Source organism: Photorhabdus tasmaniensis, assembly GCF_011189505.1.
In the GTDB taxonomy this organism is placed as follows: domain Bacteria; phylum Pseudomonadota; class Gammaproteobacteria; order Enterobacterales; family Enterobacteriaceae; genus Photorhabdus; species Photorhabdus tasmaniensis.
Map to the genome: position 1 here is coordinate 62,983 of NZ_PUJU01000021.1, position 19,865 is coordinate 82,847.

Consider the following 19,865-nt stretch of genomic DNA (forward strand, 5'->3'; position numbering starts at 1 on the left):
ATTCAATATATTGATTTTTAATTAAAAAATATTTTTATCACAACTTGTTTTGGTGGCAAATAAAATAGCCCTGTTGTGATAAGCCGTCAGTCTGAATTCAATATCGGGGATATTATTCTACCGGGGAACGCCAACAAGCGTGAAGGTCATCCCATCGGTAATAGATGCTAATCTGAGGTTATCTTATTTTCTCATTCATCCCCGTGGACACGAGGAACAGTATTTGAACTCAATTGAATTATCGCTTCATTTATGGTTCATCTCTACTGATTCAGAGAACATATCATCCACCGTTCATATGGATTCCTTTATCGTAAATCTGATGAAGTATGAAAATGACAATAATAACCTATGCAGAAAAAACAATCCACGAGATATGAAATCGTCTGTAATTCAATTGCTTTTCATACAATTAATACCAAGATAAATATTTAACATATTAATTTTTAATTAAAAAACATATTTTTCACAGCTATAGTGTACTTCATTGTTAACAGGTTTCCTGTTAGTAATAAAAATTTCTTGTTGATCTAATGACGTCTCTTTCATTGTATTTTGATAAATCTGATTTATCTTTAATGATGATAGCAAAAACAATGAAAGCTATCAGCGATTTATACACTATTATTTAAGAAATTTTAACCATAGGTGAATTATGACGTTATATGACATAAAACCGAAATTTCAAAACTTATTAAGACCTTGGGTGATACGTCTTTATCAACGTGGTGTTACTGCCAATCAGGTGACGTTGTGTGCAATGATAACCTCGGTGATTGTAGGTGGAATTCTGGCATTTTTTCCTTATCCACATCTTTTTCTTCTCTTACCTCTTTTTCTATTTTTCCGTATGGCACTTAATGCTATTGATGGCATGTTGGCAAGAGAATTTAATCAACAATCCCGATTGGGGGCCGTATTAAATGAAATAGGCGATATCGTGTCTGATTTTGCGTTATATTTACCTTTTGCTCTTTTAGCGAATACATCGCTTTGGTTAGTTATTTTTACTGTGATATTTGCCATATCTACTGAGTTTTGTGGTGTTGTTGCGCAGACCCTGACAGGCGTACGAAGTTATAAAGGGCCTTTAGGGAAAAGCGATCGGGCTTTCTTGTTAGGTGTTTATGGTCTGTGTATCGCACTTTGGCCGCAATCATTGGTTTATTCCAATTATATTTTCATTGCAGCAATATTATTATTGTTCTGGACATGCATTAATCGTTCTCGGGATGCGATTGCGGAGCCTAAATAAGAGGAGTGACGATATCTATTTCTTTCTGATTGCTATGGAAGGCATGATGATTAGCGGTGTAAAGTGCCAGTGCAGTTTGACAGGGGTTGATCTGAAAACACCACTGAAACTGCACTTGATACTGAATTTACATATCACCTATTCCGTGAGAAAAATGAGCTCAAATCAAGCACCAGTGTCCATGGTAGTGATTCATCTGAAACTTTTCTCATTGGTGATAGCGTTATCCTATATTTAGTGGGTTAATCCAAGTCCCATAGCTGATGGTAGCGGTCTCGTGACCAGCGATAATAGAGCGCTAAAAAGGCATTAATATTGTTTGGATGAAATTGCTCAGGGTTGAAGTGTTCATTTTCAGGCAAACCAAGCGATTCATTTATCCATTGCAGTGTTTCTTCATATTCTTCATGGTCAGGATCATTAAGTATTTCTATTAAGTTTTCGTAACCATAAATACCTCCGGTATCTTCAGGGGGGCATGCGCGGGCACCATCCAGACAGTAAAAAGGCAGCGGAAGATTACTTTCAGGATAATGATTGTTTTCTAAAATAATTTCGTGTTCCCAACTATCGCCAAAATCATAGATATAGCTAAAAGATCTCCCTTTTTGTTTAATCAGGTCAATCAGGCGATATGCACATTCTTCCTCTCCATTCGATGGGTCTGCTGGCATTTCTGTTAGTCGCAGTTTGCCAATATGAAATTCATGCAGATGGCTATCTTGCCATCCCATCACAATCTGTATGACATCATGCAGCCTATCGAGTGAGATAGAGGCAGGAACAACAAATTGCCGCCAAATAGCAGGTTGTGAGTCTGTGAGAGTAATTTTTAACTGATAGAATTTTTCGTTCATTACTGATTCTCCTAATAGTTATGGGATTATTCTTTCAACGTGTTCCATCTGTTGTCAATATTTCGTTGAATTTCTTTGGCTAAAATTGCAGGAATACCAACATGTTCTGCTGCTGTATGAAAATCTTTGGCTATGTCATAAATTTCAGCGGCTATATTCATCATCGCTTTTGCGCCTGGTAATCCGGCCTGACCTGCCATTAATTCCATTGTCTGTTTTGTTATTTTCGAGCCATCGCCATTGAAAGCTGTCATATGTTCATTATAGCGTGATGGACTATACACAATGTCGTAGAAAGGAGAGATACGCCAGTTATCATTGTCATCGGCCAGGAAAGCGAAGTTCTTTGCATGATCATCTTGGTTCATCATCAGATAGTTAAATATGGCTCTGTAGAGAAGTTTCTTGGCTTCATTAGTGTTACATAACATTCGGGTCGCTTTGATCAATTCAATATAATCCAGCGAAGGTTCCCTGAAAGGGGAATCCAGTAACCCACAAGCAGAAATCATATGAAAACGCCCTTGTTCACCTACACAGTCAAAACGGGATTGCTGTAACCAATATTGCCCATTCCCGGCATCAAATAACTCAAAATCGGCAACTTCAATATTTACGCGTTCTGCTATTTTCATATAGGTATATTCAATAAGGCTTTCATGATGCCCTAGCGCAAATTTTTCTGAGGTTAATTTGATAATCAGTTTTTCGCCAATAGCATCTTGTTTTGTGGTAAAAGTCCCATTTGCCAGTTTGGTTACATTAAGTTTTGGTCTTGCACCACCTGAACCCCCTGCGTTCATTAGGTGTGCTATTAGGTGAGATTCCGTTCCTTCAAATTCTTTAATGGCTTCTTTACCTAATGTAATGAGTTCTATATCTAGATATTTGTCTCTGTTTCCAATTTGTATTTCAGGCTCATAGGATAAAGCGCCAGGACCACGATTTCCGATAAACGCCAGTCTTTCCAATGCTGTGATATTTTGGGGAACATAACCATTTTGGCGGAAAACTCGATCCATCAAATATAATCCCCATCCATCGGGCAAGCTATCACCAAAAACGCCATGTAATCCGTAGTGAGGTTGATGTGGTGCTTTTTGCAATGAATTATCGAACTCGAGATTAAATGGAGCAATAGAGCTTTTATGTGTTGATAAATAATTATCATCGTATTGAAAGTAAACCCCGTTGCTGTTTTCAGCTAATTTACCGACGTTCTCAACGTTTCCATTACTGAATGTGCGCTTTACCAGTAAAGGGATATTAAGCATGTTTTAATACCTCTTCGATACTTTGGGGATGGTGTTTTATTTTGGTTATCTGATGAATATCATTGAGATTGCACAGTGCATCATAAAGCATTAAGAATTGTCTTAAAGAAATATTACCTGTTGCTTCAAATTTTCGAATCGTACTGTTGGGCACACCGGAATGTTGCGCTAGTGCCTCAACGGGTAACTTACGGTTTTTGCGAACTTTCTTCAGATATGTCTTAAGCGCAATCTGGGTGTCGTATGGGGTATTTAGTGATAGCATTTCAGTACCTATGGGATTGTTAATATTGCTACTATTATAGCATAAATAGGGTATTTTTGCCATTTTTTGCTATCATAGTGACAATGTTGTTATGGTGAACGTCAGGGCTTTTAGATCTTATGGATTAAGGACATTATTTATCTTTGATTTTGATCCTTTTTTTCGGTTAATTACAACCTTTTGATTTACAATGACTAACGTCAATGTAATGCTGTCACGCTTATTATGTGAATCCAAGAATTACAAGAAATAATAAGCCGCATCGTATGATATTAATAATTATTTTAGCGAATGAAAAAACCTCATCAGTATATACATGGATGAGGATTTTTTATAAAAAGAGATATTAAGATTAGTCGAGACCTTTTGACGGTATTTCCCATATTCTGGAGAACCGTTTTACATTGCTTGCCGTGTAAATAACGGTATGGGATATATTGCGGTGGCCGAGATAATCCTGAATAAGGCGTGTATCTCTTCCGAGATCAGCAAGAGCATAACCGCAGGCATGTCTTAACATATGTGGGTGAGGTGAAATATTAACTAATGCTTGTCTGCCATAACGCTTTAATAAACCATAAACTTGCTGGCGTGAAATAGCGCCTGATTTTTGTGATAAAAAGACCCACGATGTATCTGATTCTCTCCACTGTCTTCTTATATTAAGCCATTGATTTAAAGCAATTATTTCTTCTGTAAGCAGTGGGTGTGTTGTTGATAATCCCCCTTTTAGTCGCCTTACATGAATAATTTCCGAGTTAAGATCAAGATCGGATAGGGTTAGATTACATAGCTCACTGACTCGAAACCCATGAATGAAGCACATGAGTATCATGCAGTAATCTCTCTCAGCATGACGACCTTGACGTGCTTTTTCTAAAATCGCATTAATTTCATGTCTTGTTAAGAATTTACGCTTCTTCATGAAAATAGTTCCTGTGAAATCGGAGCAGATAGTTATCGGCAGAAAATAATATTAATCTACCGGAATATATCAATTAATAGAACTTCTATAAAATTATTAGCTGGTAATTCTATTTATTTGTGACGAAATCTATAAATACCGTTTTCAGATAGTCACAAATAGTTATTTTTTAATAGAAAATATCAGCTTGTACACTTTGTAATTATATATTTGGAAATCATTAGACAATAAAAAGAAACTAAACAGAATGCACCAAACTGTAAATATATTCCTACAAAACCACCGCTTAAGTCAAATTTAGTGTAATTCCAGATTGCCAATATTTAACTATTTATAATATATATATTTTCTTTGATAATTTTTACTATTTCTCGTAACTAATATTAATTAGATTGTAAAAACTCAGTCAATTCATCTGAATTCAATCAGATATTAATTAATCACTCAGATTATTAATTTAAAGTTATATGAAATTTTGAATTTTTACTCCGAATTATTATTTGTTACCAGTGTTTTTAACCAAAAAAAACAGTTTGGTGCATTTTGTTTGGTTTTAAAAAATATTAATCCGAAATTTTGAAACCCTATTTTGTGCCAGATATCGAGTGCATGGATCGGAGATCCTGCGCTGCTATTTTTTTATGGTTACGGGTATTTTATCCTTAAATTCAAGGAATTAATTCACATGAAATTGAATAAATTGGTTATGGCTCTAGGATTAGGCATGGCTTTAGTTGCAGGTTCTGTCAATGCAGCTAATCCTAGCCAAGGTCATGGAACGGTAACTTTCACGGGGTCTATCATTGATGCGCCTTGTTCTATCACCCCCGAAACGGTTGATCAGGTTGTACCATTGGGTTCTATCTCTAACGTTTCTTTGAAAAACGGCGGTCGTTCTTCTTCTAAGTCGTTCAAAATTTCTTTAGAAAACTGCACGACTGAAACGATAAATACAGTGACGACGACGTTTACCGGTGCCAAATCCAGTATCACTGGCGGTGAGGGTCTGCTGGGTATTGAAGGATCGGCTAAAGGCGCAGGCATTGCGATCACCGATGGGGGTGGCAATAAGATTAAACTGGGTACCCCTTCTCCCGCAGTAGCACTGCATGATGGTAGTAATGATCTGAACTTCGCTGCTTACCTTCAAGGTGATACCGGGCCTGATGCCGTTGTTCCGGGTGATTTCACCGGTATTGCCAATTTCCAACTAACTTATCAATAACCCTTTCATGCATGGAAACGCTTACAGGGAAGCGAGCGTTTCTTACTTAAAAGTCTTGAATGAGTTTAGCCGGAGAGAAGTCATGAGCCGATATTCTGCCGTTGTTGTGGTGCCCTGCCTGCTAATGTTTTCCTGCATTGCCGTCGGTGCTCAAGCAACTGCTGCACGAGGAACACAAGGGCATGGTCGCGTTAGCATGCAAGGTGCCATTATTCATTCGGCCTGTGCGATTGACGCAGGTAGCCGTGACCAGACGATTGAGTTAGCCACGACTCCGGTAAGCCGGATGGTCCATGATGGACAGGGACCTGTGCGTCCCTTTTCCATTCGCTTGACTAATTGCGTACTGACTTCTGCCACATTGGGTAAGTCTGACCGACGTCACTTTCAGATGATGTTTGACGGCGTGCCGGATGGTAACAATTTGCGGCTGTATGGTGTGGCGCGAGGTGTCGCGTTGCAAATTACTGACATAAACGGCCATCAGGCCTATCCCGGAACGCCATTACCTGTGAAGGAGTTACAGGAAGGGCATATGACGCTTAATTATGCGATGCGATTGGTGGGTAATGACCAGTTATTACAGGTGGGACAGTATCGAACCACTGTCCGGTTCAGGCTGGATTATCACTAATCATCGATCAGAGAATGTTATGGCTTTGTTTTTTGGTTTGACCGCTGAACATGACAGGGTGGTTTCAGTTCGGCGTGTCCTGAAATCTTTTGCTGTTTTGGCCCTGTTTGCCTTGATGGGTACTCATGTTGCGTATGCGGAAGAAGAAATTGAATTTAATACGGATGTATTGGATGTTCAGGATCGCTCGCGGATTGATTTAAAAGAGTTTTCCCGTGCTGGTTATATTATGCCGGGGGATTACCAGATGATGATACGTCTGAATAAAAATGAATTATCGGAGATGCCGGTGACTTTTATGGTGCCACCGGATGATCCCAAGGGCAGTGTAACCTGTCTGCCGCCAGAGATGGTGAAGCAGCTAGGACTGCGGGCGGAATGGGAATCAAAGATTACCTGGTGGAATAACAATCAGTGCCTGGAGATTAAAACGCTGCCAGGAATGATGGTGCGCGGCGATTTGGGCAACAATACGTTATATCTGAGTGTGCCGCAGGCTTATCTTGAATACAGCTCATCAGACTGGGACCCGCCATCACGTTGGGATGAAGGGATTTTGGGAATGATGTTTGATTATAACGTCAACGCTCAGGTATCTAAGCCGGCTAAGGGAAATGAGAATCATAATATCAGCGCCAACGGCACAACCGGGATAAATTTTGGGGCGTGGCGTCTGCGAGCAGATTGGCAGTCACAGTATAACCACACCACTGGTCGGGCAGGGAGTACAGAAAGAAACTGGGATTGGAGCCGTTACTACATGTACCGGGCAATACCGCATTGGCAGGCCAAACTGACACTGGGTGAGGATTATCTCAATTCAGGTATTTTTGACAGCTTTCGCTTTACCGGAGCGAGTCTGGTGACGGATGACAATATGTTGCCGCCAAACCTGCGTGGTTATGCGCCGGAGGTGACTGGCGTAGCGAAAACCAATGCCAGAGTGACCATCCGTCAGCAGGGCCGGGTGTTATATGAGACCCAGGTTGCGCCTGGCCCATTCCGTATTCAGGACATCAATGATGCGGTCAGCGGCAAACTGGATGTACGGGTGGAAGAACACGATGGTGGTATACAGGAATTTCAGGTCGATACCGCGAGTATTCCTTACCTGACCCGTCCGGGCCGGGTGCAGTACAAACTGGCGGCGGGTAAGCCAACCAATTGGCAGCACCATAGTGAGGGGAACAGCTTTGGGCTGGGCGAATTTTCCTGGGGGATAAACAACGGTTGGTCGCTGTATGGTGGGTTATTGGGGGCTGGAGATTATAACGCCCTGTCGTTGGGGGTAGGCCGTGATCTGATGGCCTTCGGCGCATTGTCATTTGATGTGACTGAATCCCGTGCCCGTTTACCGGATGAGGGCCAAACCTTGACCGGCGGCTCTTATCGTCTGAGCTATTCCAAGCGTTTTGAGCAATATGACAGTCAAGTGACGTTTGCAGGTTATCGTTTCTCGGAACGTGACTTCATGAGCATGAGCCAGTATTTGGATCGCCGTTATCACGACGGGGATGCGGAGAGCAATAAAGAACTTTATACCATTATGTTGAATAAACAGTTCACAGATTTGGGAGTCAGTACTTATCTGAACTACAGCCACCAAACTTACTGGAACCGGTCGAACAATGATCGCTACAACATATCGGTATCACGCTATTTCGGTATTGGAACTATTAAGAATATTAACCTAAACCTGTCCGCTTATCGTAATAAATATGAAGGTAAAAATGACGATGGTATGTATCTGACGTTATCCCTGCCGTGGGGGAATTCAGGAACGATCAGTTATAACGCGATGGTTAACCGCAAAGGTAATTCCAATACAGTAGGTTATTACGACCGGATTACTGAAAACAGCAGCTATCGTTTAGCGGCGGGCACCAGTATTGACGGCAAGGCAGCGGCTAACGGCTATTTAACCCATTACGGTGATCTTGCCCAACTGACGACCAGTGCGAGTTATCAGGATGGGCGTTATACCTCGGCGGCGCTTGCTGTCCAGGGTGGGGTGACTGTCACATCAGAAGGTGCGGCACTGCATCGCATCAATACGCCGGGTACGACGCGTCTGATGGTAGATACCGATGGTGTAGGGAACGTCCCGGTGAAAGGCTTCGGTGCGATTACCCATACCAATATGTTCGGTAAAGCAGTGATCTCTGATGTAAACAACTACTACCGCAACAGTGCGAGTATTGATTTGAATAAACTGCCGGACAATGTGGAGGCAATACGGTCGGTACAACAAGCGACGCTGACGGAAGGGGCGATTGGTTACCGTAAATTTCAGGTGATATCCGGTGAGAAAGCGATGAGCATGATCCGTTTGCCAGACGGTAGTACGCCACCGTTTGGGGCCACTGTGTTGAATAAAGATAAACGGGAAATCGGTATCGTCAATGATGGTGGGAATACCTACCTGAGCGGGATAAATCCGGGGGAGAAACTGGATGTACGCTGGGATGGGGAGTTGCAGTGTGTGATTGAACTACCACATGAATTACCCATAGTTGAAGAGATGGCCTCGTTATTACTGCTCTGCCAGTTGGCCAGCGGTAATAGCAGCCATAGCTTCAACTGACAGGCAGCATGGAAACCTTGTTGCTGTCACCGGAACTTATCGCGGTGACCTGTAATGACGCTGAAATAACATATTCTGAGAAATGAGTAATTGAGCATGAAATTGAAAAAAACAGTGAATGCAGTAACGATCGCCGCCCTGAGTTTGTCAGTGGTCTGTGAGTCAATAGCGGCCATTGCACTGGATCGTACCCGGATAGTGTTTAACGGTGAGGATAAATCCACCAGCATGGATATCAGCAACCAGAACAAAGAGTTGCCATATTTGGCTCAGGGCTGGATAGAAGATGAGCAGGGTAACAAAATCAATGGTCCGTTAGTGGTGACACCGCCGGTACAACGAGTGGAGCCGGGGACAAAAAGCCAGGTGAAAATACAGTCACTGCCAGCAATAGCACAGCTGCCACAGGATCGGGAAAGCCTGTTCTATTTTAATTTGCGTGAAATTCCACCGCGCAGTAAGAAGCCGAATACACTGCAAATTGCGTTGCAAACCCGAATAAAGCTGTTCTACCGGCCGAAAGCGATTTTTGCCAGTCGTACTGATCTGGATAACCCTTGGCAGGAGAAGATGACACTGACACGTCAGGGGGATCAATATCAGGTGAACAATCCGACACCGTATTACATCACTGTGGTGGATGCGTCGAGTCAGCTTAAGGGAAAAACGGTGGAGGACTTTAAGCCATTGATGGTGGCACCCAAAAGCAGTGCCACGCTGAGTGGGAGTGCCGGGGCTTTGGGAAGTGCGCCAGTACTGACCTATATCAATGATTATGGTGGCCGGCCGCAACTGACATTTAGCTGCGCAGGAAACCAGTGTCAGATGGCTAAACGTTCGTCGTGACGGACGAAGCCGGGAGAAGCGACGATGAACATAGAACGGACAGGTTGCGTACTGGCACTGGCGATCTTACTGATACCGGTGACGGTGAGTCAGGTGGTAGAGAGCCGGGTTGCGAATATCGCGGATATAGATGGTCACCACGGTGAACTGCATGTGTTTGGTATGTTAACTGAGGCGGCGTGCCGTCTGGATATGACTTCCCTGATATTCCGCGACTGTTTGCGGGCCAAAGGAGCGGTGCGTGATACCCGGACAGGCAATCTGACGTGGGGTAATTTGCAGCCGGTGGTGACTATCAGTTTTGTGGCTGCGGCGGATCGGGATTATCCCCATCTGGTACGGGTGGCGGGTGTCACCGGGTTGGGGTTACAGATCACCGATTCCGCTAACAATGATATCCGGCTGGGAGACCGGGGACGCCCGCGTTTTGTGGCAGCCGGGCAGGATAGTCTGACGTATTACGTAACACCGGTGCGGACGTCGGGAGCATTGGGGATTGGGCATTACTGGGCCGTGGTGGATTTTAGGGTGAATTATGACTAAACCTCTGCGAATAAAAAAACTGTACCGCAGGCGAAAAAAATGGGTTGTATTACTGCTGGGTTGTTTGCTGAGTGCCAGTGCTCAGGCTGATTTACCGACAAAAAGGGTAAACGTTGCAGTAACGCCGTTTAGCAGCCTTTCGGGTAAAACGCCGGTCAATATATATGGTGTTGTTATCGCGCCTCCACCTTGTGTGATTAATAATGGTAATACTATTGATGTGGATTTTGGTGAAGTGCTGATTACTCGTATTGATGGGGTTAATTACATGAAGCCGGTTAAGTACACGGTGAAATGTGAAAAAATGCCGGCCAATGCGATGAAAATGATGATATCGGGTAACACCGCCAGTTTTGACCGGGCAGTGTTACAAACCAATCACTCTGGGCTTGGTATCGCGGTTATTCATAACGGACAGAAATTACCCGTCAATGATTGGATGAAATTTACCTACCCGGATTTTCCTGAATTACATGCGGTGCCGGTAAAAAATATGACCGCAGTATTGAAAGGCGGTGGTTTTGGCGCAGCTGCCACGATGATGGTTGAATACCAATGAACAGGAGACACTGATGAAACATTTCATTTATCGTGCTTTCTGGACGGTTTGCCTGGGTTTAAACAGTGTAATGCCGGGGCAGGCGGCAGATAATATGTGGTTTCATGGCACACTGCTTGAACCGCCCCCTTGCATTATTAATGACAGCAATATGATTGACATCTATTTCGGTCATAACGTTGGAATACATAAGGTGGATGGAGTGAATTATACCCAGCCGGTGAATTATCAATTGGTGTGTGCGCCTAATGTTTCAGGCTGGAGTTTAGGATTGACAGTGATTGGCCCACAGACTTCATTTGATGCTGCTGCTTTGAAAACAAATATCACCAATTTGGGTATTCGTCTGACTTTGGATGGTAAAGCATTCACCCTTAACAAGCGTATTCCGGTGACATCACAGAAACTGCCGGTGATACAGGCTGTGCCGGTGAAGAAACCGGGGAGCATGTTACCAGAAGGGGCGTTTGAAGTGACAGCGACATTACTGGCGGAATACCAGTGAAAGGAAAGCCAATGAATTATTTCAAGTTATTCGTATTGCGCGTTGGTTTTATGATTGTGGCTACTGCGGTTTATTGCCATCAGGTGGTACAGGCTGCGGATAATATGCGTTTTTACGGCGCATTGGTTGAAGAACCCTGCACGATTCAACCGGGTGATGAAGATATCCGGCTTGATTTGGGCACGATTGCTGAAAAATATTTGTATCTGCATGGCCGGACCAATAGTGAGCCTTTTCAGCTAAGGCTGTCTGGCTGTGATATGAGTGTGGGGAAATCTATTAAACTGACATTCAGTGGGGTAGAAAACACACAATTACCGGGTTTATTAGCATTAGGCGCGGGTAGTCAGGCTTCCGGGATTGCCATTGGTATCGAAACGGCGGAAGGCAAACGGTTACCGTTGAATAAAAATGGGGATGCCTATTTGCTAAAAGAGGGTGAAAACGTGATTATCCTGAAAGCGTATGTACAGGCTGAACCAACGGCGCTGGCTAACCAGACGATTAAACGGGGCGTGTTTCATGCTATTGCAACATTTAATCTCAACTATGACTAATCGAACAGTTTTGGTTTTATTTTATTAGGTAAGTAAATGAAAAAATTATTCTCTGCTTGTCTGGTATTTTTATCGCTGTTTTCATCAGGTGCTACGGCATCAATATTTTCATATATCACTAAATCTGAAGGTGTTCCCACAAATGCCTATTATACTTTTGTGATTGAACGCTGGGACGAAGAGAACGATTTTACGCCAAATCCTTGTTATGGTTATTCTGCGTGTTGGGTGTCTGTTAACCATCGTCATAGTGTAGACGGTTATTCAGGGCAGCCATATAAACTATTCAATATCCGTGTAGAAAGATACAGGACGATGAAACAAGTTCAGGCTCAGATATTGAAACAAACCAGTTTTCCCATTACCGGAATTGCAAAGCATTTTGGCCCGGCTATTCAGTCTCACCAGGAATGTGTGGGGTTGTTTTATGAAACCGATCGAAATGGTTTTAGAGGAAGACTATTACCGGGATCTTTATGTGGTATTGCCCCCCCTCCGATAGGTTTTTGTCAGGTCAGTGAGGGTTCAGTTGAACTTAATTACGGCAACATTGATGAAGAAAAATTGGAAGGTGCAACCAGAGCCGAGAATATTAATGTGACCTGTAATAGAGATATGGAGATTATTGTGACAGCGACTGGCCCTGACAGGGGATTCGTGCCGTTGAGAAGTGATGGTAGTTTGAAAGCCCAGTTATTATTAAATAATAGAAAAGGCGAAGAGGGTGTTTCTGTTTTTGTACCGGCGGGAGGAAGTGTACCCGTTACGGTAAAATCAGTTTTACAGAAAAATGGCAGAGTAGAGGCTGGCCCTTTTTCTGGATCAGGGGCAATAATTTTGGCAATGCCATAAAATAGGGTATTTTTTTAAGCTAAAGGCTGGGATGAAAATGAAACAAGATCATCTATTAGTAGGGAAGCGTATTCAGAAAAGAAGGAAAGAATTAGGTATGACCGCAGTAAAATTGTCGGAACAAATAGGTATCAGCCAACAACAACTTTCACGCTATGAAAGAGGGATAAACCGCATTAATTTATCCCATCTGGTGCAGATCGCGTCAATATTGGATACACCGATAAACTGGTTTTTCCTTGATTGTAGCTACCCTGCAACCAATAACAACGTCAGTAAATTAACGGACCAATATATTCCTATTGCGGAAGCGACATTGGGTAAATTTGGATGTTGACTGATTATGGTTTAAAAGGGGGAAAGATATAAACTGGTCGATGGCTGAGTTTCGTGACCGACGGAACGGTCACTTTAATGATTTCGTTGTTAGCGATATTATCACGACAAATGAATAGTTCATTCTTGTCTATTTATCTCATTTTTTTAGCAATCATTAAGAGAGCGTTCATATTGCTACGACCAGCCCGATTATAACGTTCCCAAAACTTTTCAAAAGTACGTGTGTACTCTATTCGCCAGGGTAATTCACTCCATTTTTGGCTTATCATTCAGTCCTTTGAGCATGGCTTCTACAAAGTGATAACGATGTTCTGCTTTTATTTCCAACTCTTTGGCTTCTTGTAAGGCTGCTAGTGTCTTAGCGGAAGGACGTCGTTTAACTTCAAAGGGCAGCCCTTGGATTGCACGACTTGCTCTTAACCTACCGATGGCGGGGAAGCATGAAAAATTTGTTGGACGAATGATACTGAACGTGTTTGTCTGACATTCCGATCGTAAAAAGCTATGGAAGCACCTATTTCAGACACAGGAACTTCCATATTTGCAACAGCATTAATCACATAAAATACACATTATGCCGATAATACCACATTTAACCCCGCATTTCGGTGATTTCAATTTCTTTATCGAAACGTAAATGCTCATCGGCAGCCATCGGAACTAACCAGCGTAAGTTATAGATAACATTATTGGGTAATGCATTTGTTTCATAGATATTGACGATCTCTTTTTCAATTGATTTTGCACAATAGACTCGATCATCACACATATAGAGAAAATTTACCCGGTAAACGTCAGGACGAGTTAAAACGGTAAATAGTCGCCACTCTTCAGGACGTGTTTCAACTCCTGCTTCTTCTGCGAATTCTCTTGCCATTGCCTGTTGAGGGTTTTCACCTGCCTCTATTTTACCGCCAATCCCATTAAGTTTCCCTGTTTGCCAACTGGGTTGTAATTTTGAGATTAAAGAGACATGTTTTTTATCTTTAGAAAACATAAATCCAGTTACATAATGAATCATTATCTTTCCCGCTCTTATTATTAAATGACTAATGTCTGATTTCTATCTGGTCCATATGAGATATACTTGATAGGAACTCCAGCATAGTCTTGAATAAAAGACAAGAAGTTAATCAATTCTATGGGAAGCTCTGCCAAGTGTGTATATGATCCTCCGTTAAGCTCTCCCCAACATTTAAAGGTTTTATAAATAGGTTTTGCTCTGTCTAACTGTAATAATGCGTTATCACAACTCACGATTTCATCGTCAATTTCATATGCAATAGCCGCTTTTATCTCGTGTAAGCCAGCAAGAACATCAACATTCGTGATTGCCAGTTCTGTTACCCCATTGAGTTTTACCGCATGTTTAATCAGAGATAAATCCAACCAGCCACAACGTCTTGGCCTTTTTGAAACGGTACCATATTCGTTTCCACGTTCCCGAATATAGTCAGCTTTCTCGTCAGATAACTCAGTGGGGAATGGTCCGTTGCCTACGCGGATCATATAGGATTTCATCACACCGACAATATGTATTTTCTGCGCCGGGATACCTATCATAGCAAAACAAGTTTGAACTAATGTCTGATATGCTACGGTATAAGGGTAAGTACCAAAACTATTATCTAAGAAAGTGGCTTGTGATGTTTCAAGTAAGACATCTTCCCCAGAATTCAGCAAGTCACCGATGACCTCATTAGTAAATGTGAAATAAGGCTCTATTCTCTTGCCATATTGATGCGTTTTCTCTAGCATCTCTTCAAAATCTAATGTGGCTTCTTCATTAAAAACATGGTTAATCTGTTTTTCCCTGATACCCCAAAGAAACTCTAATTTTGTTCTTAATTTCTCTTTATCTAAAGTATCAATAAGCCGGATACCATGGCGATTAGATTTATCTTCAACGCAGGCACCGACGCCTACACCAACCGAGCCTATTTTATTTTTACCTTTATATTTCTCTGATGCTTTATTTAGCTCGGCATGTAATGGCAAAACAATATGGCATCGAGGATCGATAAATATATTAGAGTTAATGTTCTCTTTTTGTATAAAATCAATCTCTCTAATGAGTATCGGTAGGCTGATTAAAGCGCCCTGGCATATATACAAATTTTTTTCATTCAGTGATGAGGGCAATTGAGAAAAGGAGCCTCTTATATTCCCACATTGTACACTATGGCCGGCATTTGCTCCGCCATTAAATCTGGCGACGTTATTAATATTAACGGATAAATAGTCAACAAACTTTCCTTTTCCTTCATCTCCGAATTGAAGCCCAACGACAGAAATTAACATAAATTTATTCCTTTTATTTATGGAGTGAACATAGATAACAGTTAAGTTTTATCTTTAATCATTTATTTTAAAATATTCAAAAATATTTTTTTATTATGGTTATTTTTGGCAGTTACTTTTAATAAATTCCTTTTTATTGTTTATATACCAGAGAATCTGCTATTAATAGCGCTTCACTTAAGGTATCAACAACGGGAACACCTGCGGTTTCAAGACTTATACGGCTGTGGGTTCCCCCGGTATAAAGAATGGCATGGGTACCTGCCGCTAATGCCGCAATGGCGTCATCAGTAGCGTCACCAATAACCACACTTTGTTCAGGAGAAACATTGAGTTTTTTTAGATGATCCGCTAATTGCTCTGATTTGCCGGTTGTTAACAGTGGCGTATTTCTACCATCTACCTGGGTAAAGAATTTGCCGATACCATGATTATCGAGCATAGGTACTAACTCATCATGTTGCATCAGTGAACATAATGATTGAGTAGCCCCTGTTTGATATCGGGAAGCAAGGAGTTGACTCACGCCTTCAGTTAAACTGGCTTTCTGAATACCTGGCCGATAATGAAAATTAAACGTTTTCCCGATCACTGACCATTCAGAAGATGAAGGTTCACGTCCAATCACTTGTTTATAGAAAATTTGCACCGGAACACAATAATATTCCCGATATTGTTCTAAGGTCAGCGATTCAATGCCAATTTCTGCAAGCGCAAAATTGGTTGCACTTAATGAAACATTGACATCATTAAGCAATGTTCCATTCCAATCCCAAATAATATGTGCTATTGCCATAATCAATTATTTCCCTTTTCTAAACTAATTTTCCGGGCAGAACATTCAGGGCATTGATGTGCCAGAGTCTTAAATGCATCTATTGGTTGCTGACAATTCAGCGGTGTTTGTGATTTCAGATTCGATAGAAAACACAATAATTTTGTTGCCCATGTTGAGTCTGCCAAGGAGTCATGAAGGACAGATAACAAACTGTATGAATAGGCGACCCAATCCGCAGTAGTTGTATGAGCGTATTTACCATCAGTTAAAAGCTGGGTAACCAAACTGTTTAATACCCGATGATGCCTGAAACACCAAGGTGTCAATACATCTAACGTTTCAGGGCTGAATACACGATCAGGATGCCCATAAGTACAGGTGCGTAACAGTTTTTCCCAGTGCAGTTCGACGGCTCGTGCTTTCGGACGTTGCCCGGTTTCCGCGATCACCAGGTCGATCGCCTGACGTAAGGTATCGCCGGTTCCACAATTATCATCAATAATCGTCACTGTTTGCCCAGACGGAATGTCAGGTCCCCACAGACGATTACTCTTACTAGATGCATCATCGTAGCGTGAAACTTTCACTAAATTGAGATCGCTGCCCCATGCCGCTGCGGTTACTGCCGCCGCCGCTGATCCTCCCAACATAATGCCAACAATTGAGGAGCTTGGGCATGCGTCAATTTGTGCTGCGGCTAACGTTAACAGGTGATTATCCCCTTCAATATACGGTCTGGGCACTTTGTGTTCCGAAGAAAACGGCAATTTAAGGTCACGGATCGAAGAGGATGAAAAACTGAATGCCGTGCCTGTCAGTGTTGAGCTGACGACTTTAGCGCACTCTTTGACCCCATCAATAAACGGCACGATATCTTCGTTAACAATTTGCGGAGAGCTTAATAAGCTATCAATAATTCTGAGCAACTTTGCCAGGATATGATCGGCTAATATGTATTTTGATGGGGTAGCGCACAGCTCATCTGTACACTGGAGTTGAGTGATGTGCTCCGCGTAATCTTTCGCTGTAGCCAATAGCTCCCGGCAAGATTTTTGTTCGTAATAGGCAACGCCACGGGAACCGACGAATTCCGGTGTCTCTGTGAGTAAACCCGGAAGCGACGTCACTTCTTTCGCTAAATAGCCTGCTTCGGGTATGCTGCGTAATTCCCCCAATAAACCAATAGCACGAAGATCCAAATCAGGAGATAAAGAGAACGTCCCGGACATATTCAACTCCTCGGCGATTGCGTTGCGGCAAGGGCATCTTCAAGAGAAACTTTACCGATATGTAAAGCCTGACCAAGAATTGCACCTTCAACACCCAGAGTATACATGTCCGCTAAAGCACGCAGATCATCTATGCTTGATACCCCGCCGCCGGCAATCACTGGTGATGAAGTTTGCGCACAGACTTCACGTAATAGAGTGAAGTTTGGTGAGCTCATCATGCCGCCCCGCTCAACATCGGTCACGACGTAGCGCTGACAGCCTTGTCTATCAAGGCGTTCAAGGACATCCCAGAGATTGCCATTGTTTACATTCCATCCGTGGGTTGCCAGTTGATAACCTTCTGATGTGCTTCTTACATCCAGAGCGATTGCGATTTTATCGCCATGTTCTGCAATCGCCCGGGCACACCAATCTGGTTTTTCTAGTGCGGCGGTTCCCAAATTAACCCTCTGGCATCCGGTTGCTAATACTTTGCTCAAAATCGCCTCATCTCTGATCCCGCCACAGACCTGGACATGAATATCAACTGCGGCGATAACATCAGCAATCAAATGGCTGTTTGAGCCTCGCCCTGATGCAGCATCAAGATCAACAACATGTATCCATTTCGCCCCGGCATTTTGCCAGGCCAGCGCGACCTCTACCGGGGTACCTAAAGGTCTCCGTAATGTTGAACTTTCACCAAGGGTTAATCGAATCGCAGAATTCGATGTCATAGCAATGCCGTCAACAATATCAACCGAGGGGAAGACCTCAAATGTTTCCTTACTTATCATTGGATGCACCTAAATAATCCCAAATATATAATTTATAAACTAATAACAATATGTGATTAATTCAATTATAGGTTGTAACTTAATTAATGGAAATTTTTCTTGGTTCTTCGAAAATGAACGGATTAATTTAATTGTTTAAGTTAATCGCTCATAAGCTCAATAGTAATGGAAAGAAAAAATTTCTCAATATAGTTATAACGAATTTAATAACTTTAATGGTTTTATTCAGTTGCTGGATCTCATATTTAATTAATAAGTTACTTAATAAGGGGTGGTTTATCAATGGGGAAGTTCGGATTCAGTAGAAATATGAGGAAGCAATTCTGCCATTATCACCAACAAGGAAGTTAATTATGTTCGACTGATATACCAACCACTGAAAAAATAGGTAATTCTGTTTTTTAGGAAATGATTGTAATAAATAACGTTTCAAAATAGTGATACACCTTACACGGCAAGGGTTGCGCAAAAAACTTTATCGCAAGCTCTATGGTCGATTATTATATGAATCTACCAACTATTTATATTATCGTTATACTTTTTACCCAAGTAACACTCGACTTCTCATTATTGATATAAGTTCCTTATGACTCTATCTGATAATTCTTCCACCTTTCGTATGAGCTGTATTTTTTCACACCGTCAGGCACTATTAGTTATCGATCGTGAACAGCTGATCTTTTACACCGGGTATAACGGTTTCGATTACCACCACATTTTGGACAGGATACAGGATCTCCAACCAAAATAATGGAACGTCACATTAGTTTACCATATTAATTATTAGTTAACTATTAATTACAGCTTATGACATCTGACTATCATGGTGCCATAACTTGATCAAAGCAATCTCCCCTAAATCAAACTTTTTGAAATAAATTAAATCATTATGTTACTTAAACGCCGATAAAATTCACACCAGTGACTGTTTTGAAGTGAGATTTACATATCTTTAAAATATCAATCTTGATGTTTATTAAATAAACATATAAATTCTCATTAACCTTTGATCGCAAAAGAGGCGATCGTGCTTTGCCTCATTTATCCCTAAACCGAGTGATCCAAATATTCTTCGGGGGTTGGAAGGTCATGAATGCGGGACATCTTTCAATAATGCCCAGACACCAAAAGATGATGTCATTGAGGAAAAACCATGAAAACCGGACTCCGCTTCTCTTGCACTATCGGCAACCTGGCACCCATGACTTTTGCGGTCGTCAATTTTACATTAGATGAAGCGCTTTCATCGTTATTTACCCTGTCGCTGACCCTGGCGGCACCGCGCTCCGATATTGATACGGATACCCTTCTGCTTCAAACCGCACAGTTCACCGTCACCCGTGACGATGTTTTGCAACGTGAAGTGAACGGATTGATTGAAAGTGCGGTTATCGGGACCACAAACCGGCATCAAACGCTGTATCACCTGACCGTCAGGCCAGAAATGTGGCTGCTGACCCTCGATCAGGACAGCCGTATTTATCACCAGCTCAGTGTTCCCGACATTTTACACAGCCTGCTGAAACAGAAAAAACTCCAGGCCAATATACGTTTTAAT

At 42.0% G+C, this 19,865-nt stretch carries 21 protein-coding genes; 12 read left to right on the plus strand and 9 right to left on the minus strand.

Going from position 1 to position 19,865, the window contains the following annotated elements:
- Window positions 1-655 precede the first annotated feature (655 nt).
- Window positions 656-1,255: a CDP-alcohol phosphatidyltransferase family protein gene (locus C5471_RS11820; RefSeq protein ID WP_133813416.1), complete on the plus strand. Its 600-nt coding sequence runs from the start codon at window positions 656-658 to the stop codon at window positions 1,253-1,255.
- A gap of 242 nt (window positions 1,256-1,497) precedes the next feature.
- Here the strand turns inward: C5471_RS11820 and C5471_RS11825 are convergent, their stop codons facing one another.
- The 4 genes from C5471_RS11825 to C5471_RS11840 form a co-directional block, all read right to left on the minus strand.
- Window positions 1,498-2,112, minus strand: coding sequence for a plasmid pRiA4b ORF-3 family protein (locus tag C5471_RS11825; protein ID WP_133813415.1), 615 nt, complete (start codon window positions 2,110-2,112; stop codon window positions 1,498-1,500).
- A gap of 26 nt (window positions 2,113-2,138) precedes the next feature.
- On the minus strand, window positions 2,139-3,386 hold the full coding sequence (locus tag C5471_RS11830; protein ID WP_133813414.1) for a type II toxin-antitoxin system HipA family toxin: 1,248 nt from the start codon (window positions 3,384-3,386) through the stop codon (window positions 2,139-2,141).
- Entirely contained in the window at window positions 3,379-3,714 is a 336-nt protein-coding gene (locus tag C5471_RS11835; RefSeq protein ID WP_242688671.1) for a helix-turn-helix domain-containing protein, read from the minus strand. Before C5471_RS11835 ends, C5471_RS11830 begins: the two co-directional genes overlap by 8 nt.
- Window positions 3,715-4,003: 289 nt before the next feature.
- The gene (locus C5471_RS11840) at window positions 4,004-4,576 is read right to left on the minus strand and encodes a tyrosine-type DNA invertase (RefSeq protein ID WP_133813413.1); all 573 of its coding nucleotides are present in this window, start codon (window positions 4,574-4,576) and stop codon (window positions 4,004-4,006) included.
- A gap of 685 nt (window positions 4,577-5,261) precedes the next feature.
- On the opposite strand from C5471_RS11840, the gene C5471_RS11845 reads away from it, so the two are divergent.
- From C5471_RS11845 to C5471_RS11890, 10 genes are all read left to right on the plus strand, one after another.
- On the plus strand, window positions 5,262-5,801 hold the full coding sequence (locus C5471_RS11845; RefSeq protein WP_133813412.1) for a fimbrial protein: 540 nt from the start codon (window positions 5,262-5,264) through the stop codon (window positions 5,799-5,801).
- 82 nt (window positions 5,802-5,883) lie between these two features.
- The gene (locus tag C5471_RS11850) at window positions 5,884-6,435 is read left to right on the plus strand and encodes a fimbrial protein (RefSeq protein WP_133813411.1); all 552 of its coding nucleotides are present in this window, start codon (window positions 5,884-5,886) and stop codon (window positions 6,433-6,435) included.
- 19 nt (window positions 6,436-6,454) lie between these two features.
- A complete protein-coding gene (locus C5471_RS11855; RefSeq protein ID WP_133813410.1) occupies window positions 6,455-9,019 on the plus strand; it encodes an outer membrane usher protein in 2,565 nt (854 codons plus the stop codon).
- A gap of 96 nt (window positions 9,020-9,115) precedes the next feature.
- Window positions 9,116-9,865 (plus strand): fimbria/pilus periplasmic chaperone, encoded by a 750-nt coding sequence (locus C5471_RS11860; RefSeq protein ID WP_133813409.1) that lies wholly within the window; start codon window positions 9,116-9,118, stop codon window positions 9,863-9,865.
- A gap of 24 nt (window positions 9,866-9,889) precedes the next feature.
- On the plus strand, window positions 9,890-10,408 hold the full coding sequence (locus C5471_RS11865; RefSeq protein ID WP_133813408.1) for a fimbrial protein: 519 nt from the start codon (window positions 9,890-9,892) through the stop codon (window positions 10,406-10,408).
- Window positions 10,401-10,967, plus strand: a complete 567-nt coding sequence (locus tag C5471_RS11870) for a fimbrial protein (protein WP_133813407.1) — start codon at window positions 10,401-10,403, stop codon at window positions 10,965-10,967. The genes C5471_RS11865 and C5471_RS11870 overlap by 8 nt, the downstream gene beginning before the upstream one ends.
- Before the next feature lie 13 nt (window positions 10,968-10,980).
- Complete coding sequence (locus C5471_RS11875) at window positions 10,981-11,472, plus strand: fimbrial protein (RefSeq protein ID WP_133813406.1); 492 nt, start codon at window positions 10,981-10,983, stop codon at window positions 11,470-11,472.
- Between the two features lie 11 nt (window positions 11,473-11,483).
- Window positions 11,484-12,029, plus strand: coding sequence for a fimbrial protein (locus C5471_RS11880; RefSeq protein ID WP_133813405.1), 546 nt, complete (start codon window positions 11,484-11,486; stop codon window positions 12,027-12,029).
- Between the two features lie 36 nt (window positions 12,030-12,065).
- On the plus strand, window positions 12,066-12,881 hold the full coding sequence (locus tag C5471_RS11885) for an MrpH family fimbial adhesin (RefSeq protein ID WP_133813404.1): 816 nt from the start codon (window positions 12,066-12,068) through the stop codon (window positions 12,879-12,881).
- Window positions 12,882-12,912: 31 nt separating this feature from the next.
- On the plus strand, window positions 12,913-13,218 hold the full coding sequence (locus C5471_RS11890; protein WP_133813403.1) for a helix-turn-helix domain-containing protein: 306 nt from the start codon (window positions 12,913-12,915) through the stop codon (window positions 13,216-13,218).
- Window positions 13,219-13,812: 594 nt separating this feature from the next.
- Here C5471_RS11890 and C5471_RS11895 read toward each other — a convergent pair.
- The 5 genes from C5471_RS11895 to C5471_RS11915 all read right to left on the minus strand — a co-directional run bounded on the left by C5471_RS11895 (window position 13,813) and on the right by C5471_RS11915 (window position 18,307).
- Window positions 13,813-14,241, minus strand: coding sequence for an NUDIX domain-containing protein (locus tag C5471_RS11895; RefSeq protein ID WP_133813402.1), 429 nt, complete (start codon window positions 14,239-14,241; stop codon window positions 13,813-13,815).
- Window positions 14,242-14,261: 20 nt separating this feature from the next.
- Window positions 14,262-15,521 (minus strand): adenylosuccinate synthase, encoded by a 1,260-nt coding sequence (locus C5471_RS11900; protein ID WP_166295893.1) that lies wholly within the window; start codon window positions 15,519-15,521, stop codon window positions 14,262-14,264.
- Window positions 15,522-15,654: 133 nt separating this feature from the next.
- On the minus strand, window positions 15,655-16,317 hold the full coding sequence (locus C5471_RS11905) for an HAD family hydrolase (RefSeq protein WP_133813401.1): 663 nt from the start codon (window positions 16,315-16,317) through the stop codon (window positions 15,655-15,657).
- 2 nt (window positions 16,318-16,319) lie between these two features.
- On the minus strand, window positions 16,320-17,528 hold the full coding sequence (locus C5471_RS11910) for a phosphoribosyltransferase (RefSeq protein WP_133813400.1): 1,209 nt from the start codon (window positions 17,526-17,528) through the stop codon (window positions 16,320-16,322).
- 2 nt (window positions 17,529-17,530) lie between these two features.
- Entirely contained in the window at window positions 17,531-18,307 is a 777-nt protein-coding gene (locus C5471_RS11915) for a HisA/HisF-related TIM barrel protein (RefSeq protein ID WP_133813399.1), read from the minus strand.
- 1,153 nt (window positions 18,308-19,460) lie between these two features.
- On the opposite strand from C5471_RS11915, the gene C5471_RS11920 reads away from it, so the two are divergent.
- A partial coding sequence (locus C5471_RS11920; protein ID WP_278250155.1) for a contractile injection system protein, VgrG/Pvc8 family occupies window positions 19,461-19,865 on the plus strand: 405 nt, incomplete at its 3' end.

Bases quoted from the DNA above. Each gene is read 5' to 3' on its own strand.
- C5471_RS11820 (WP_133813416.1), top strand. From the start codon at position 656: ATGACGTTATATGACATAAAACCGAAATTTCAAAACTTATTAAGACCT.
- C5471_RS11825 (WP_133813415.1), bottom strand. From the start codon at position 2,112: ATGAACGAAAAATTCTATCAGTTAAAAATTACTCTCACAGACTCACAA.
- C5471_RS11830 (WP_133813414.1), bottom strand. From the start codon at position 3,386: ATGCTTAATATCCCTTTACTGGTAAAGCGCACATTCAGTAATGGAAAC.
- C5471_RS11835 (WP_242688671.1), bottom strand. From the start codon at position 3,714: ATGGCAAAAATACCCTATTTATGCTATAATAGTAGCAATATTAACAAT.
- C5471_RS11840 (WP_133813413.1), bottom strand. From the start codon at position 4,576: ATGAAGAAGCGTAAATTCTTAACAAGACATGAAATTAATGCGATTTTA.
- C5471_RS11845 (WP_133813412.1), top strand. From the start codon at position 5,262: ATGAAATTGAATAAATTGGTTATGGCTCTAGGATTAGGCATGGCTTTA.
- C5471_RS11850 (WP_133813411.1), top strand. From the start codon at position 5,884: ATGAGCCGATATTCTGCCGTTGTTGTGGTGCCCTGCCTGCTAATGTTT.
- C5471_RS11855 (WP_133813410.1), top strand. From the start codon at position 6,455: ATGGCTTTGTTTTTTGGTTTGACCGCTGAACATGACAGGGTGGTTTCA.
- C5471_RS11860 (WP_133813409.1), top strand. From the start codon at position 9,116: ATGAAATTGAAAAAAACAGTGAATGCAGTAACGATCGCCGCCCTGAGT.
- C5471_RS11865 (WP_133813408.1), top strand. From the start codon at position 9,890: ATGAACATAGAACGGACAGGTTGCGTACTGGCACTGGCGATCTTACTG.
- C5471_RS11870 (WP_133813407.1), top strand. From the start codon at position 10,401: ATGACTAAACCTCTGCGAATAAAAAAACTGTACCGCAGGCGAAAAAAA.
- C5471_RS11875 (WP_133813406.1), top strand. From the start codon at position 10,981: ATGAAACATTTCATTTATCGTGCTTTCTGGACGGTTTGCCTGGGTTTA.
- C5471_RS11880 (WP_133813405.1), top strand. From the start codon at position 11,484: ATGAATTATTTCAAGTTATTCGTATTGCGCGTTGGTTTTATGATTGTG.
- C5471_RS11885 (WP_133813404.1), top strand. From the start codon at position 12,066: ATGAAAAAATTATTCTCTGCTTGTCTGGTATTTTTATCGCTGTTTTCA.
- C5471_RS11890 (WP_133813403.1), top strand. From the start codon at position 12,913: ATGAAAATGAAACAAGATCATCTATTAGTAGGGAAGCGTATTCAGAAA.
- C5471_RS11895 (WP_133813402.1), bottom strand. From the start codon at position 14,241: ATGATTCATTATGTAACTGGATTTATGTTTTCTAAAGATAAAAAACAT.
- C5471_RS11900 (WP_166295893.1), bottom strand. From the start codon at position 15,521: ATGTTAATTTCTGTCGTTGGGCTTCAATTCGGAGATGAAGGAAAAGGA.
- C5471_RS11905 (WP_133813401.1), bottom strand. From the start codon at position 16,317: ATGGCAATAGCACATATTATTTGGGATTGGAATGGAACATTGCTTAAT.
- C5471_RS11910 (WP_133813400.1), bottom strand. From the start codon at position 17,528: ATGTCCGGGACGTTCTCTTTATCTCCTGATTTGGATCTTCGTGCTATT.
- C5471_RS11915 (WP_133813399.1), bottom strand. From the start codon at position 18,307: ATGATAAGTAAGGAAACATTTGAGGTCTTCCCCTCGGTTGATATTGTT.